Source organism: Bacteroides sp., assembly GCF_019417265.1.
Lineage (GTDB): Bacteria > Bacteroidota > Bacteroidia > Bacteroidales > Bacteroidaceae > Phocaeicola.
In genome coordinates this window covers 1-17,475 of the sequence record NZ_DXVR01000057.1, presented here as the reverse complement: position 1 = coordinate 17,475, position 17,475 = coordinate 1, and the positions used below count along the sequence as shown (strand labels likewise).

Genomic DNA, 17,475 nt, shown 5'->3' with positions numbered 1-17,475 from the left:
TTTGTGAACTCATAATGTTGGTTTTATGAGTCAACTTTTTTCAGGGTAAGACAATGAACGGAACGTTTACTGAGCGTTCATTAGCTGTTCACTGCATGTTCATCGTACGTTAGTTCCTTCGCTCGTCATCTGTATTCTTTTTATCGTTCCGTCTTCATTATAATATAGACGGTCAATGCAGATAGAGCGTCGGAAACTGCCTCCATGAGTATTTATTCCGCCGTTATGGTAAATGAAATACGATTTACCGTTGAAGTCTATTATTGATTGGTGGTTTGTATTGGAGTTTCCGGCCAGTTCGTTCAGTGTCCCTTTATACTCCCATGGCCCGTTGATGCTTTTGCTCATGGCATAGCAGATTTTCTCCGGAAATTCCGATGCGAACGACAGATAATACCAGTCGCCATGTTTGTGTATCCATGGAGCTTCAGTGAAGCGTGGAAGATTTATCGGAATTATAGGGCCGTCAAGCTCTGTCATGTTTTCTTTCAGTTTTGCATAATAGCACTGAGTGTTACCCCAGAACAGATATGCCTGTCCGTCGTCATCTATTATTACGGTCGGGTCAATGTCGTCCCATGCTATGGAAGTATATTCGGTAGTCATATCATTAGTGATTAATGCACTGCCCCTTGCATCCTTGAAAGGACCTGTTGGAGAATCAGCCACTGCCACACCGATTGATTTTCCCGGTATAGTAGCATGCTCGACAGTTACATACCAGTAGAATTTACCGTTCCTTTCTATTACCTGGCTTGCCCATGCATCACCCTTTGCCCATTTGAAATCCTTTGCCTTAAGAGTGTAAGAATGTTCGGTGAATGTTTTCATGTCCTTGGTAGAGAAAATACACCATTCGTTCATCAGATAATATTGATGAGGTTCCGGACATTCGTCGTGTCCGGCATAGATATATACCGTACCGTTGTGTACCAAAGCAGCCGGGTCGCCCAAGTATTTGTGTGTAATTACAGGATTACCTTTGGCTACGAAAGTAGTGTCTTCTTTCGCCGCATACAATGTGTGGCATACGAAGCTTGCAAGCAATGTAACAATTAAAGGTTTAATCATATTTTTCATACTGTCAGAAATTAATTTTTTGCAAAAATACCTTTTGGAGCTTATTGGGCAGGTGGACAAATAAACATGTTAGGTGGATAAACTTGCAAATGTGGTGAAAAACAGTGTCCGGAGTAGTATGAAATTAGGAAATAGATTTTATTTTTGTGGATAATTAAAACCTGGAATTATGAATTTAAAGCACATTCTATCTTATTCATTGTTTATATTATATTGTCTTGTGGGAATACTGCAGTCATCCGCAAGGAATGCAGACAGGCAGGAAATTGTGAACTACACAAACAGATATACATTTTCCTGTATCACAATGCAGGACGGTTTGCCGCACGTCTTTGTTGATGATGTGGTAAAGGACAGTCGTGGATATCTGTGGCTTTCCACTATGGGAGGAGGAGTTTCCCGATACGATGGATATGAGTTTGTGAATTTCAGTACCAATACAGGAACTAACAAACTGAAATCTAACTTTATAAGCCATTTATGTGAAGATAGGTTCGGACGTTTATGGGTGTCCGGAGATGACGGAATAGACCTTATATCTATAAACGACCTTGACCTAAGGACATCGGAAGTGGCATCTTCCTTAATGCCATTTATTGATTCTCCTATATCCGGGATGCTCGTTTCTAAGTCGGGCAATATATGGTTGAGTAGCAAGAACATTCTTTATAAGGTGGTGCTTGATGATAAAGGTGGCGTGAGTGATGTGATAAAAGTATCGCATGTCAATACGAACGAGCGCGGTACCGCATTATGTGAGATTGGTGGATATATCTGGTTCCAGAAAGATGATATGCTGTGTCGCGTAGCTGATACGGTTATGGAGTGGCAGGAGCCTAATGCCGCTTCATCATCTTTAGCCTCGTTATCCGGTCAGTCGGTCTTTTGCATGCACGTTCTTAATAATGACGTATGGATAGGAACAAGTTTCGGCCTGTTCAGATACAGCATATTGACAGATACTGTGCGATATTATATGCACAATAGGGAGGACGGACATTCTTTATCACAGAACTATATAACAGATATCACATCGGCAGGGGATGGAACGCTGATTGTCGGAACTTTGATGGGGCTTAATATCTACAACCCTGTCTATGACAACTTCCAGCATGTTATAAATGACGATGAAGGCGGATTGGGAGGTGGTTCTCAGCTAAACTCAAACTTTGTCAATGTACTTTTTTATGACGATGGAAATGACATTGTGTGGATAGGTACAGAAACCGGTGGGCTTGCAAAAATGTATGCTTCACGCTTATATGTTACAAACTATCTGCATTTGCAGAACCAGGCATCCAGTCTGTCGAGAAATCTTGTAAACTCAATTATTGAAGACAATGACGGTACATTATGGGTAGGAGTGGTAGAGGGAGGACTCAACTGTAAACCTATGGGAATGAACGGTTTTATCCATTTCACTACAGATGCGCCTTCTTATCTCAGTCATAACACAGTCAGTTCTTTGGCTCTCGATGGAAAGGAAAGACTTTATGTAGGTACATGGGGAGGAGGCGTAGGATGGATAAACCGGAAAACGGGAACCGGCAAACGCTTCAACAGGATAGATGGTATAGATGACATTTTCATATCTACATTAATTTATGACAGAATAAATGATTTACTTTGGATTGGTTCACAGCATAGTGCATATGTCTATAATCCGAAGGATAATACTGTAAAAGAGCCTTTCAAGGATACTGAGAAAGAGATAGTAAACATAAATGCTTTGGGAAGCTGTATTTCGGGGTCCGGAGATTTATGGCTGTCTTCCGTTTACGGATTGTTGAGAGTGGACCTCAAGGCTTATTCACGCGGTGAGTTGGTCTATAAGAAATATACCGATGGAGTAAATATGCCTAAGGGTGAACGAATTACGTGTGTACATGAGGCCGGAAACGGTGATTTGTGGATTGGCAGCAACGGTGCAGGGATATATCGTGCCGTAAAAGAAGGCGAGAATTACGTGTTCTCATCATATAATGTTCAGGATGGGTTGATAAGTAATAATGTGCGCGGCATACAGGAAGACTGGTATGGCAATATCTGGATTACCACTGTAAATGGTCTTTCAAGGTATTATCCCAAGGATGATATGTTTGTAGGTTATACGTCAAAAGACGGATTGCCATCGGATAATTTCTACTGGAATGCCACTGCCGTGTCCGGCAATGGCGAGAAAATCTATCTGGGAAGCTTGGGAGGCCTTTCCGAAGTACATACGGTAATGGAAAATGAAAGCCGTATGAATTTCCCGTTGGCTATCACCCGGATAAATGTAATAGGTGGGGCATGCCATCCTGAAGATGGACTGTTGGAACTCCATGAGAATGACAAGTCATTGACCATAGAGTTTGCGGCCCTCGATTATAATCCTTCTTCGTTGGCGGCATATTCTTATCGCCTTGTTGGTTTTGACGATAACTGGATAGATACGAGAAGAGACAGACGCACGGTGACTTATACTAATCTGAAACCGGGGAAATACAGTTTCCAGTTGAGATATACCCCCGATGGTAAGAACTGGATAAGTGCGGGTAATGGACTTCAGATAGAAGTTTCGCCATATTTCTACAAGACTCCGTGGTTTGTATTGTCGGTTATGCTGCTGTCGGTTCTTATAGGCTACAGAATAGAGACCTGGAGGTTTAACGAGATGAAACGACAGCAGATTATACTGCATGACAAGGTAGAAGAACGAACCCGCGAACTCAAGGAACAGCAGAAACTGCTTTCTGTACAGACAGAGGAACTGTCAAAACAGAACGGACTGTTGAAAGAACAGAATATCCAGATAACGGAACAGAAAAACAAGATACTTGAAATGTCCCGCAAGGTAGAGGAACTGACTATTGACAAACTGACTTTCTTTACAAACATCACACATGAGTTCAGAACTCCGCTTACGCTTATAGTAGGCCCTATCGAAAGGGCCTTGAAGTTGAGTTATAATCCGCAGGTTATCGAACAGCTCAATCTGGTTGAGAAAAACAGCAAATATCTTCTCTCGCTGATAAACCAGCTGTTGGACTTCAGAAAAGTGGAGGATGGAAGGATGAGGATTATATGCCATCATGGAAATATAAATACGTTCCTCGATGACTTGCTTACCCCTTTTGTCGCATTTGCAGGCGACCATGGCATTACGTTGAAGTCTTATAAGCGCATTGACAATCCGTATATGATGTTCGATGAAGATATAATGCGTAAGGTGATAACAAATCTTATAAGCAATGCCATAAAGTTTACAGAGAAAGGAGGTATGGTATCTGTTTATGCTGCAACAGTGAACGACAACGGCGAGGAGAAACTGTACATATGTGTAAGAGATACCGGAAAGGGAATCCCCGAAGGCGATATCGAGAAAATCTTCAACCGCTTTTATCAGGCAGATAATCAGGGCCTGGAGTCGGTAAGCGGACAAAGTGGAACAGGCATAGGACTGTACCTCTGCAAGAAACTTATAACACTGCTGGAAGGTAGTCTGGTTGCTATGAACAATCCGGTGCAAGGCTCGTCTTTCAGAATATTATTGCCTGTAGAAAGAGGAGATAAGAATGAGATAGTAGATGAAGTATATGACGATGAACATGACGAAGTATCGTTGTCGCCTGAAAAGAACGGTAAACTGAATATTCTTATCGTAGAGGACAATAAGGATATGAGAGATTATATAAGGTCCATTCTGGCAGAATATTATAATGTACTGGAAGCATCTAATGGTGAGGAAGCCCTGCATGTCCTGAGTTCTTCGAATGTAGACTTCGTAATCAGCGACCTTATGATGCCTGTGATGGATGGAATGGAACTGTCGCATAGAATAAGGAGTGATTTCTCTATATCACATATACCTATTCTTATGCTTACGGCAAAGACTTCTGACGAAGCAAGATTGGAAGGCTATAAAGCTGGTGTAGACTCCTATCTGTTGAAACCTTTCGATGAGAATTTATTGTTGGCACGAATTTTAGGTATATTGGAAAACAGAAAGCGTTTCCAGCAGAAGTTCTATCTGACAATGGATGTGGATTCTTTGGGAATAGAAGAAGAGTCGGGCGACAAGAAGTTTCTTGACAAGGCTATGAAAACAGTAAAAGAAAATTACATGAATCCGGACTTTGATGTCGCTGATTTTATCAATGCGGTGGGTATGAGCAAGAGTCTTCTGAACAAGAAGATGCAGAGCCTGACGGGACAGTCTGCAAATCAGTTTATGAGAAATTACAGATTGAACCTTGCGCGTGAACTTTTGTTGAAAAACAAGGTGACACACAATATGAACATATCAGAAATTGCATATCAGGTCGGGTTCAACGACCCCAAATATTTTACACGCTGCTTTACAAAACATTTCAATGTAACTCCGAGCAGTATAATGGAGGATAAATGACGGCAAGTGTTTGAACGGGTATAACATGATAATCAGGTGTAAATAATGATTTGTAAGTTATAAAGTGTATAAATCAGATATTAATAGGTGGACTTAAGTAAAAACATGCTTTTGTCCACTTATTATCTTTTTTTGTCCACTTCCGTTTTGGCTATCTCCTATATTTTTGTGGCATAAAATAATTTGTTATATTTTAAAAGAATGTATTATGGAGAATGCTACAAAAACAGTCATTAGTATTTTGCAAGGGATTTGCAGAATACGATATTACACCGTAACGTAAAGATTTTCCCTTATAGGTTATTGTATTAATCTTATCTGTGCGAAAATGGATAAAAACTCATCTTTGTTATGTTAGAACAATCTAATTGGTTTATTGAAAAATTTAAATTTAATACCATTTAAAATGAAAAAACAATTTATTTTTTCTGCAATGCTTGGTTTATGTGCCTTTGGAGGAACAATGGTATATCCTTCATCTGCTTTGGCTGCTGTGGCACAATCTCCTTCAATTAAGGTAAGTGGTCAGGTTATTGATGAGCAAGGTCTTCCTTTGCTTGGTGCTACTATCAGAGTTAAAGATGGACAAACGGGAACAACAACCGACTTTGATGGAAATTTCCAGATTGAGGTTCCCGGTAACTCTGTTTTATTGATAAGTTATGTCGGATATAAGGACCGTGAAATAGCTGTTCGCAATAGAGCAGTCCTGGAACCGATTCAACTGCAGACAGACGATTTGATGCTTGAGCAGGTAGTCGTTGTAGGTTACGGTACACAGAAAAAGTCAGATTTGACAGGTGCCGTATCTGTAGTAGATGCAGAAGCTTTGAAACAGGTTTCACATTCAAATATATCTTCTATGCTTGAAGGAAAGGTGGCAGGTGTGCAAATTACATCTGACGGTCAGCCCGGTGCCGACCCTTCAGTTCGTATCCGTGGTATCGGCTCTTTCGGAAGCACTGCACCTCTTTATGTAATCGACGGTGTTCCGATGGGAACTTCCATTCGTGATTTCTCTTCTAATGATATAGAAACAATTCAGGTGTTGAAGGATGCCTCTGCAGCTGCTATTTACGGTTCCCGTGCTGCTAATGGTGTGGTTATCATTACTACAAAACGTGGTCAGAAAGACCAACCGCTGAAAGTGGATTATAATGGATATTTTGGTGTCGATTATATTCCTAACAATGTATATGATGTAATGGATGCAGACCGGTACAGTCAATATGTCGGTCAGGCATGTGTTAATTCTAATACTCCTATTCCGGGAGGATATCACCTTGACAGTGCTACAGGTAAATACCGTTTCCAGGATGACACCAATACAGATTGGTTTAAAGAAGTATTCAAAACCGGTATCCGCCAAAATCATAATGTAAATCTTTCCGGTGGCGGTGCGCACAATACTTATAATGTGGCATTGGATTATTTTAACCAGAAAGGGACTCTCGAAGGTGCAGGCCCTAATTATGAACGTTTCACAGCACGTGTCAACAATACTATGGACACTAAGTTCGTGAAATTCCATACCAGTATTGTTTATTCCCATTCGGATCAGGATAACATGGGATTGTCAAATGCTTCGGAATATGTTCAGGGATTATATGGTGACGTGACTAATGTTCTTCGTGGAACATTGCTTATGCAGCCTACCATAAAGGCCTATGATGAGTCAACATGGGTATTGGACGACAAAGTCGGTATTGCAAAAGACTTCAATTACGATGCTTACGGTTATGGGGTTTATTATGATGACATACATGGTGATATCTCTGCATCCAATCCATTGCTCGTAAACAATCTGATGCAGCGTAATACACGTGTTGACAGATTTGTGGGAACTGCGTCGGCAGATGTTGACCTTCTCAAAATGATAGGTGTTGACAGCAAGAATCATAAACTAAATTATAAATTGAATCTTTCTTACAGTAAAACCAACTGTAAAGACTTTACATGGATTCCTTCATGGGTACAGAGTAACCGTGTTTATCTGGCAAAGAGCAATGAACGCCTGACAAAAGCTTCGCGTATATACTCGGATGCATTGATAGAAAATGTGCTTACTTATGATGGTACAATAGGAAAGCATCATATAAATGTGATTGCCGGTCAGACTTTTGAGGAGGAAAACACAGATTTGTTGACAGGATGGGGGTTGGATTTCACTGAACCTTACTTCCTCCAACTTCAGAACGGTTCGGACAGATTTTCGGAAAGTTTTGAGTATAAGCATGCCATTTTATCTTATATCGGTCGTGTCAATTACAATTATGATGACAGATATTTGTTTTCGGCAACGGTCCGTAGAGATGCCAGTTCTCGTCTGACCAAAAGTATCCGTTGGGGAACTTTCCCTTCTGTATCTGTCGGTTGGCGTTTTGATAAGGAAAATTTCTTCCCTTTCAATCCTGATGTTGTAAATATGTTCAAGTTCCGTGCCAGCTATGGTGAACTTGGTAACGAGAATATCGGTGAGTACATGTATCAGGCAGTAATGTCGCGTAACAATATGACTTATAATTTCAATAATTCACCTGTGACAGGTTCTGCTATTTCTACTTTTGTGGATAACAACTTGGCTTGGGAAAAGAAGAAAACATACAATGTCGGTGTTGACCTCGCATTCTTCCGTAACAGACTGGAGTTCACAGCTGAATGGTATAAGAACACAAGTACAGATTTGCTGTATGAAGTTCCTGTTCCGGAACAGGCAGGAGTTTCCAATACAACGGTAATAATGAATGCTGCATCGATGGAAAACTCAGGTTTTGAATTCTCTGCTACTTATCGTAACCATGACAATCCTTTCAAATATGAATTCTCAGGTAACCTTAGTACATTGAAAAACCGTGTAACTTCATTAGGCTTCGGTACAGACTCTTATATTTCAGGAGCTTATATAACAAACGTAGGTGAAGAAATCGGTCAGTTCTATGGTTGGGTGTATGAAGGTATAGCTCGTACACAAGAAGACCTTGATAACCATGCTGTACAGGAAGGCGCCCGGATTGGTGACTGTCTTTATAAAGACTTGAGCGGTCCTGAAGGTACTCCTGATGGTAAAGTGGATGCATACGACCAAGTTGTGCTTGGCAGCGGTCTGCCAAAGGTAAACTTCGGTCTTAGCGCACGTTTTGAATATAAAGGTTTTGATTTAAGTATCTCTACATTCGGTGCTTTGAACTATCATGTAAGTGACGATATCTACAACTCATTGAATTCTTGCTATGGTTGGGGTAATAAAGCCGTTGCTATTCTTGATGCCAACCGTTTCAGTGAAGATGGAAGCACTTATATCTCAGATGTTCCACGTACCTACATAACTAATAATGCCAGCTTGGCATGGAATGACCTCTTCAGCCAGCGTAAGATTCAGAATGCAGCTTACTGGAAAATTGCAAATGTTGAATTAGGTTATAACTTCCCTAATGAATGGTTTGGTAAGTATGTATCAGATGTACGTCTATATGTATCTGCACAGAACTTGCATACATTTACCGGTTATCATGGCTATAATGTGGATTATGCAGGTGGTACATTCACACCGGGTTATAACTTCTGTTCATATCCAACAGCGCGTACATTCATGTGCGGAGTTCATTTTACATTCTAATTGTCATCCAATATATATAAATACTAAAAATATATCGTATGAAACTAAATATATATTCACTTGCTCTCCTTTTCGGATTAGGAACATTTACTTCTTGTATTGACAGACTTGAAATGATAAATCCTAATCAACAGACTTCAAGCACTTTCGGTTTCAATGCCGATGATTTGGAAGAAAGTGTTATCGCTGCCTATAACCATATCCGTATGGAAGGTTCTTATGCACGTGTAGGCTATACTATTGACGTATGTCGTGGTGATGAAGCCTGGAACTCTTCTCAGGTATGGTACCTGCCTTTCGATGACCTTAATGCCGAGGTAACTTCCGATATTACATGGTGGCCATGGCGCGAGTGGTATTACACAATAAATGTATGTAACTTTATCCTTTCACGTTGTGATGAAGACAACAGCAAGCTGTCTGAAAGCATGCGACGCATTAAAGGTCAGGCTTTGTTCCTCAGAGGTTTGTCATATTACAATCTGTCAGGTTATTATCAGAACCCACCTCTCATTCTTGATTATGCGGGCTATTCTTCACTTGAAGGCCTTTACGGTGAGAACAGTTCTTACGATGAGGTGCTCGACCGGGTAGAAAAGGATTTCTCCGGAGCTATGGAACTGCTTCCATCACGCGATATGGGTGGTGAATGGTCCGGCGGACGTGCCACCTGTGGTTCTGCAGCCGGCTATTATGCACGTACTCTGATGGTTCGCCATAAATTCTCAGAGGCACTTACAGTTCTGACTGATATTATCGATAAGAAATATGGAACATACAGACTGATGGATAATTATGGTGATAACTTCAGAGAAGGTTCCGCTTACGAAAACAATGACGAAAGTCTTTTCGAGGTACAGTTCCTCGATTATGGCTCGCAGGGAACAGACGATGAATGGACTCCGGTAAACACAAGTCCTAACGCGACTCAAGGTTCTGCCATAGAAAGTAACTTTGCTCCCGGAAAATATGGTGGTTGGGCTGATATATCTGCATCTCCTTGGTTATATGAACTGTTTAAGAAAGAACGTACAAAAGATGGTAAACTTGATCCACGCCTTTATTGGACTATCGGTACATATGAAACCGGATGGGAAGGTTTTGAGTTTGGAAATGTAGCCTATACTCACGAACTTTCTGCTACAGAAGACATTTATACCAATAATACTAACGGTGGATTGCCTATCGCCAAATTTACCAATCTTCGTACAGGTTTGTATAGCACAGTAGTTACAGGTTTGCGTGACGGTATAAACATCCGCCTGATGCGTTATTCCGATGTGTTGCTTCGTGCAGCGGAGTGTGAGAATGAAGTGAACGGTCCTACACAGAGAGCCATTGACTGGATTAACGAGGTACGCGGACGTGCTGATTTGCCTGATTTGGAACTTGAAGACTTTGATACACCCGACAAACTGTTTGAGCAGATAGCCAATGTAGAAAGACCAAAGGAATTTGGCTGTGAGTTTGGACGTGGATTTGATTTGATAAGATGGGGATTCTTCTATGACAACGGACGTTTGCAACAGCTTAAGGAACATGGAACTTTCCGCCGTTCTACCAAGAATGTAAAAGCCCCTGTAAGATATGCGGATATATCATCCGATTCTGAATTTAAGAGTTCTTTTGATACTTATATTACCGGTCATGAATTCTTGCCTATTGTTCAGACATTGACAAACAAGAACCCTAATCTTAAAGGAAACTCTGCAAACAACAGTTCTGACAATTCAGTCTATTTCAGTGAAAAAGGATGGACAGTACGTCCGGTAGTTGATTTAAGTGAATAAATAACCTAATAATGTTTAAGACAATGAGAAATTATAATAAAATAGCATTAGCATGTTGTTCTGCAGCTTTTGGGCTGTTTGCATTGACAGGTTGCGAAGGTGGAGAAATCTTTGAGGTTAATGCACCGGACTGGATTTCTGATAAGGTTCAGGAAATAGAAGACAGTAATAAACAGGAAGAGGAAGTGCTGGAAGGCATGATGGAGGATGTATATACTATTGGAAAAACTGATTATTCAAGTGGTTGGTGGTCTGCTTTTTCTAAATATTACGTGATACCTGACGGACAGAAATGGAATGCGGTGTTCAATCTTAATATTAATCCAAGTGCACCAAATACTTATAAGAATTTTGCTTTGATAATCAGTGCGGATGATAATCGAGAAGGTAGCGGATATAAAGAGTATGGGGCAATACGTTTTGATAATCAACCATCCGGTAACTCTGAATGGGGGGATTATATTGACCGTTCTTATATACAGAGTACTCTTACTTTTGAAACCGATACGGATGCCGGTGTTGAGAAACTTGGAGGAAAAGTAACGCTTACAGTTGACAGAACCAATCCTGAGGCTTTTAGTATAACTATGACTAATGGAACAGTTACAAAAACTTATAAGCAACCTTATACGCTTGTTGATTTAAATGCTGATGCCAATAACAAGAATATTCGTTGTTTCATGGTTCCCGAAGGCTCTTATATTGACTTTCTACAGACAAATATTGAACCGATAGGTGGTTGTACCTCTGCGGCTGACAAGAATCCGGTATCTATGGTATTACAGAATGTACCGGCTCAGGTGAATTTAGGAACTTCTCTTGAAGATGCTATGGCTGGAGCTGCCGCTTTGGTTACTTTCGAAGAAGGTGTCACGAAAACTGTTACAGCATCGGAACTTAGTTTCTCGGCTATTCCGGATATGAATACTGCCGGAGAAAAAACACTTGTAGCTGTATATAATAAGACTTTTAAGGGTGAAAACTGTGATACTCCTATTATGGCTAATGCCAAGTTTGAGGTTGTTGAAAGTATTGAATCTATTGAAGTGACAACTCAACCATCACGTACTACATACTATTATTACATATCAGAAGCTACAGAAACTCTTACAAATCGCACTTTAGCTTTCGATCCTACAGGAATGGTTGTTACGGCTACTGAATCTACTGGAAAACTAAGAGTTCTTGATAATTCAAAACTTACTTTCTCAGCGGTTCCAGCAACTGTTGGTATCCATAAAGTAACTATTACTGCTGATGAGGGTGTTACTGCAGAAGTTAGTATAACAGTTAAAGAATCTCAAGTCTCACCTATTAGTTATACTGGCACTGTAGGAGCTATAGATAATAGCACTGTATTTTGGGGAGATTTTTCTGATGATTTCAATGTGCCAGTTGGTGAAACTAGGTCTGTTGAATTTGTCAACAACAGTAGTCTGGCCAATAACTGGAATAACTTCTTGGTAGTGTTGCGAATGACTGATTATACCGAATATGCTGTAGTTCGTGCTGATAACTATGGATGGGGTGACGGATATGCTGCTTGTGTAACTAGTGGAGGTCAAGCCGACTGGGCTACTTGGCTTGCCGGAATGAATGGTGCCAAAGTTACAGTATATGTAACAAACTGTGGCAATAGTACGGCCGATATTCAGGCTGTTATGATAGGTTCTACAGGTACAACATCTATACAGTATTATTTGGGTATCAATACTGTTAATCCTGATGATTTGAATTTTGCACTTTCAGTTGATGGCTGTCATCTCGTTTTTGAATAAATTTTTTATAACAATACATGCCGTTACTCTTTTGGAGTAGCGGTATGTCTAAACAAAATAATCAAATGAAAAAAATATCATACTTTCTGATATCCTTGTTTACGGCTTTCGGCTTTACGGCTTGTACCGATGGACTGGATAACATAGAATACAGCAGCGACAGCGGTATAGTGGCATCCGCACCTGTTGTAACTGAAAAGACAGGCTTCTCTTTGACTGTTACATCGACTGCGAGCGGTGATGTAAATAATGTAGTGAAAAAAGGTTTCTGTTATAGCCTGAATGTTCAGAATCCTACTATCAAGGATAATGTCTTGGATGCGGACGAAAATTTCAGTGTTACTATTTCAGGACTGAAAAGCAACACTCCTTATTATGTACGTGCTTATATCTACGGTAACAGCCGTTACATATATTCGGAAACTATTACTGCAACAACAGCAGACCAAAGTCTGGAAGAACAGTTCGAGAATTATGTAGCTCCGGACTATGCTGATGACTATACTTCCATGGCAGCTTGGGACAAACGTAATGAATGGAATCTGGCAAATGTTCACGACCCTTCTGTGTTCAAGGCTGAAGATGGTTTTTACTATATGTATCAGACAGACGCTTCATATGGTAATGCTCATGAAGGACACGGACACTTCCATTGTCGCAGGTCTAAAGATTTGGTAAACTGGGAATATTTAGGAGCTACAATGCAGGATGCTCCTGAATGGGTCAAAACCCGGCTTAATGCCTATAGGGCAGACATGGGACTGGAACCTATAGAAGAACCTGTTTATGGATTCTGGGCTCCTGTGGTAAGAAAAGTCAGAAACGGACTGTACAGGATGTACTACAGCATTGTGATTGATAATTATATAAAGACCGGCAAACCGAATGCAAGTGAAAACTTTGACAATTCCTGGACAGAACGCGCGTTTATAGGTCTTATGGAAACATCAGACCCTGCTTCAAACGTGTGGGAAGACAAAGGGATGGTGATATGCTCGTCATCTGACAAGGCTTCGGATGGCTGGAGCAGAAATAGTACCGGAAACTGGGATGCATATTTCTATTTCAATGCTATAGACCCCGCTTATGTAGTAACAGAAGGAGGAGAACACTGGATGATTTACGGTTCATGGCACAGTGGTTTTGCAGCAGTAGAAATTGACCCGGCTACTGGTAAGACAAAAACAGAATTGGGTAAACCTTGGGCGATATCTGATTGGAGTGCAAATACATACGGTAAACTTGTTGAAAGAAGAAACAACAACCGCTGGCAGGCTTCAGAAGGTCCGGATATAATCTACAATCCTCAGACAGGATACTATTATATGTTTATTGCATATGGCCAGCTTGCTGTGGCCTATAATACACGTGTTGTACGTTCTGAAAATCCTGACGGACCATATGTGGATATGAAAGGTAATCAGGCAACTAGTTGTCAGGATATGTATCCGGCTGTGACCGCTCCATATAAGTTTAGCAGTGGTTATGGATGGGTAGGTATATCGCATTGTGGTATCTTTGATGATGGAAACGGTAACTGGTTCTATACCTCACAAGGCAGATTCCCCTCAAACGTAGGAGGAAACCAGTATAGTAATGCCATTATGATGGGACATGTACGCAGCATCCTTTGGACAGAAGACGGATGGCCTGTTGTTATGCCGGAACGTTACGGAGCGGTTCCTCAGCTTGCAATATCTAAGTCTGAACTCGTTGGAAAATGGGAACTTATACAGTTCGTGCCTACTCCTAAAAATAGTACTAATGACGTTAATGCAACACAATATGCTTCTAAAGTTATAACATTGGGTGAGGACGGAAAAGTTACTTCAGAAGCTTGGGGTAATGATGTTGCATGGTCGTTCGATGCAGAAAATAATGTGATTTCAATAGGAACAAATAAAATATATATCCAGCGAGAAGTAGACTGGGAAGCAAGTCCACGCAAGGCAACTATCGTAAGTGGTGGTTATGAAGACGGCGGAAGCATAACTAACTGGATGAAGAAAGTACAATAATTAGTTTATAAGGCTTTAATTTATGAGACTTGGAGTTCAGTCATTAATGACATTTATTGTTGGTTCATCATTCGCTATCCTGCCCGTATCAGCGCGGGCAGCAGCGGATGATATTATCACCGTCGATAAGGTAATGACTCACGACCCGGTGATGATAAAAGAAAAAGATACATATTATCTCTTTGCCACGGGGCAGGGGATAAGCGTGATGTCCTCGCGCGACATGAAGAACTGGAAGTTCGAACCGTCTGTCTTTGCAGAAGCACCCAAATGGGCTGTAGACCTGATTGACGGATATAACGGACATACTTGGGCACCGGATGTGATTTATCACAACGGGTTGTACCACTTGTTTTATTCATGTTCGGCTTTCGGAAAGAACACTTCGGCTATAGGGCATGCCACAACTCCCACTCTCGACAGGGAAGACCCGCGTTTCAAATGGACCGACCACGGAATGGTGATTCAGTCTGTTCCGAACCGCGATTCATGGAACGCCATAGACCCTAACATAATAATTGACGAGAAGGGTACACCGTGGATGACTTTCGGTTCTTTCTGGGACGGAATAAAGTTAGTCCGTCTTACCGACGACCTTAACGCTGTGGCCGAGCCACAGGAGTGGTATTCCATTTCGCGCCGTCAGCGCTCTGTCAGTGTGAAAAGCGAGGATGCGGGTGATGGTGCGGTTGAGGCTCCTTTCATTATGAAGCACGGTGAATATTACTATCTGTTTGTTTCGTTTGATTATTGTTGCCGTGGGTTGAAGAGTGATTATAAGGTTGCTGTGGGACGTTCCAAAGATGTTCGTGGCCCTTACCTTGACCGTGATGGCAAATCAATGGAGTATGGAGGAGGAACAATAATTGTAAAAGGAGATAAGAATTGGGCCGGTATAGGACATTGTGCGGCATATAAGTTTGAAGGGAAATATTATTTTATAGCTCATGCTTATTCCGTTAAGAATGACGGTACTCCTATGCTGTATGTACGGACAATAAAATGGACAGAAGATGGGTGGCCTATTGTAGGATAGATTTTTGCTCTGTTTTTGTTATTTCTATTAGAACGTGGTATTGAGGTGATTCTATAAAAGAAAATTGCCGGTAGTATATGTCTGTCAAAGAATTTATTTTTAACTTTGCGGTCTAACATAATTTTTATGCATTATGGAAAATAAACTCTTAATCTACAATACACTGAGCCGTACGAAGGAACTTTTCAAGCCGGCTCACGCACCGCATGTAGGCATGTATGTGTGCGGACCTACCGTGTATGGTGATGCCCATCTTGGACATGCACGTCCGGCAATTACTTTCGACATTCTTTTCCGTTATCTTACACATCTTGGATATAAAGTACGTTATGTTCGCAATATCACTGATGTGGGCCATTTGGAACATGATGCCGACGACGGTGAGGACAAGATAGCAAAGAAGGCACGCCTTGAACAGCTTGAACCTATGGAGGTGGTGCAATATTATCTGAACCGCTATCATAAGGCTATGGAAGCGCTTAATGTTCTTCCTCCAAGCATAGAACCTCATGCGTCGGGACATATCATCGAGCAGATTCAGCTGGTAGAGGAAATCCTGAAGAACGGATATGCATACGAAAGCCGGGGCTCTGTATATTTCGATGTCGCGAAATATAACAAGGACCATCATTACGGAAAACTCTCAGGAAGAAATCTTGACGATGTAATCAATACTACCCGCGAGCTTGACGGACAGCAGGAGAAACGTAATCCTGCGGATTTCGCCCTCTGGAAATGTGCTCAGCCGGAACATATCATGCGTTGGCCTTCGCCATGGAGTGACGGATTCCCGGGATGGCATTGCGAATGTACAGCCATGGGAAAGAAGTATCTGGGCGATACGTTTGATATTCACGGTGGCGGTATGGATCTTGTGTTCCCTCATCATGAATGTGAGATTGCTCAGAGTGTGGCTTCGCAGGGACATGACATGGTGCGCTACTGGATGCATAACAATATGATAACCATCAACGGTCAGAAGATGGGTAAGTCATTGGGTAATTTCATCACTCTTGATGAGTTCTTTACCGGCAGCAACAAGTTGCTTGCACAGGCATACTCGCCAATGACAATCCGTTTCTTCATCCTTCAGGCACATTACCGAAGTACTGTGGATTTCAGCAACGAGGCTCTTCAGGCCGCAGAGAAAGGTCTTGAACGATTGATGGAAGGTGTAAAGAACCTTGAGCGTATAACTCCTTCTAAGACTACAAGCGGTATTGAACCGGCAGGTTTGCGTGAGAAATGTTATGATGCTATGAACGATGACCTTAATACTCCTATCGTAATATCACAGCTTTTCGATGCTACACGCATGATTAATACTGTAATCGACAAGAAGGCGACTATAAGTGAAGCTGACCTTGAGGAACTGAAACACGTATTCAATATGTTTGTATTTGATATTTTAGGCTTGAAGGCTGATGCTGAGAACAATGCTGCACGCGAGGAGGCTTACGGCAAGGTGGTTGACATGTTGCTTGAACAGCGTATGATAGCCAAGGCTAACAAGGATTGGGCTACAAGCGACAAGATACGTGACAACCTTGCAGCTCTTGGCTTCGAGGTGAAAGATACAAAAGATGGATTTACTTGGAAACTGAATAAGTAAGAAAATTATATTACCGAACATTTACTGAACGCTCTCTGAACACTGTTTGAACGCTATTTAAATACTGTTTAAATACCATTCGAATGCTGTTCGGAGAGCGTTTGTCTTTTCCTGATTTTGGTTGACTGTTATAATGTCATTACCACTGATTATAG

At 41.2% G+C, this 17,475-nt stretch carries 8 protein-coding genes; 7 read left to right on the top strand and 1 reads right to left on the bottom strand.

Translation table 11 applies throughout. The features are described 5' to 3' along the window. Window positions 1-99 precede the first annotated feature (99 nt). Window positions 100-1,071 (bottom strand): glycoside hydrolase family 43 protein, encoded by a 972-nt coding sequence (locus tag QZ379_RS08090; RefSeq protein ID WP_291562924.1) that lies wholly within the window; start codon window positions 1,069-1,071, stop codon window positions 100-102. Between the two features lie 178 nt (window positions 1,072-1,249). Here QZ379_RS08090 and QZ379_RS08085 point away from each other — a divergent pair, with 178 nt between their 5' ends. The 7 genes from QZ379_RS08085 to cysS all read left to right on the top strand — a co-directional run bounded on the left by QZ379_RS08085 (window position 1,250) and on the right by cysS (window position 17,320). Further along, the gene (locus QZ379_RS08085; protein ID WP_291562921.1) at window positions 1,250-5,470 is read left to right on the top strand and encodes a response regulator; all 4,221 of its coding nucleotides are present in this window, start codon (window positions 1,250-1,252) and stop codon (window positions 5,468-5,470) included. Between the two features lie 406 nt (window positions 5,471-5,876). After that, a complete protein-coding gene (locus QZ379_RS08080; RefSeq protein WP_291562919.1) occupies window positions 5,877-9,086 on the top strand; it encodes a TonB-dependent receptor in 3,210 nt (1,069 codons plus the stop codon). Between the two features lie 38 nt (window positions 9,087-9,124). Then, on the top strand, window positions 9,125-10,876 hold the full coding sequence (locus QZ379_RS08075) for a RagB/SusD family nutrient uptake outer membrane protein (protein ID WP_291562916.1): 1,752 nt from the start codon (window positions 9,125-9,127) through the stop codon (window positions 10,874-10,876). Between the two features lie 23 nt (window positions 10,877-10,899). Beyond that, complete coding sequence (locus tag QZ379_RS08070; RefSeq protein ID WP_291562914.1) at window positions 10,900-12,654, top strand: hypothetical protein; 1,755 nt, start codon at window positions 10,900-10,902, stop codon at window positions 12,652-12,654. A 65-nt stretch (window positions 12,655-12,719) separates the two neighbouring features. Beyond that, on the top strand, window positions 12,720-14,672 hold the full coding sequence (locus QZ379_RS08065) for an arabinan endo-1,5-alpha-L-arabinosidase (RefSeq protein WP_291562911.1): 1,953 nt from the start codon (window positions 12,720-12,722) through the stop codon (window positions 14,670-14,672). 22 nt (window positions 14,673-14,694) lie between these two features. Continuing rightward, window positions 14,695-15,708, top strand: a complete 1,014-nt coding sequence (locus QZ379_RS08060) for an arabinan endo-1,5-alpha-L-arabinosidase (RefSeq protein ID WP_291562908.1) — start codon at window positions 14,695-14,697, stop codon at window positions 15,706-15,708. Between the two features lie 133 nt (window positions 15,709-15,841). Beyond that, on the top strand, window positions 15,842-17,320 hold the full coding sequence (gene cysS / locus QZ379_RS08055; protein WP_291562905.1) for a cysteine--tRNA ligase: 1,479 nt from the start codon (window positions 15,842-15,844) through the stop codon (window positions 17,318-17,320). Window positions 17,321-17,475: the final 155 nt, after the last annotated feature.

What these genes read in the sequence shown, in the direction of transcription:
- QZ379_RS08090 (WP_291562924.1), bottom strand. Translation starts at nt 1,071, where the DNA reads ATGATTAAACCTTTAATTGTTACATTGCTTGCAAGCTTCGTATGCCAC.
- QZ379_RS08085 (WP_291562921.1), top strand. Translation starts at nt 1,250, where the DNA reads ATGAATTTAAAGCACATTCTATCTTATTCATTGTTTATATTATATTGT.
- QZ379_RS08080 (WP_291562919.1), top strand. Translation starts at nt 5,877, where the DNA reads ATGAAAAAACAATTTATTTTTTCTGCAATGCTTGGTTTATGTGCCTTT.
- QZ379_RS08075 (WP_291562916.1), top strand. Translation starts at nt 9,125, where the DNA reads ATGAAACTAAATATATATTCACTTGCTCTCCTTTTCGGATTAGGAACA.
- QZ379_RS08070 (WP_291562914.1), top strand. Translation starts at nt 10,900, where the DNA reads ATGAGAAATTATAATAAAATAGCATTAGCATGTTGTTCTGCAGCTTTT.
- QZ379_RS08065 (WP_291562911.1), top strand. Translation starts at nt 12,720, where the DNA reads ATGAAAAAAATATCATACTTTCTGATATCCTTGTTTACGGCTTTCGGC.
- QZ379_RS08060 (WP_291562908.1), top strand. Translation starts at nt 14,695, where the DNA reads ATGAGACTTGGAGTTCAGTCATTAATGACATTTATTGTTGGTTCATCA.
- cysS (WP_291562905.1), top strand. Translation starts at nt 15,842, where the DNA reads ATGGAAAATAAACTCTTAATCTACAATACACTGAGCCGTACGAAGGAA.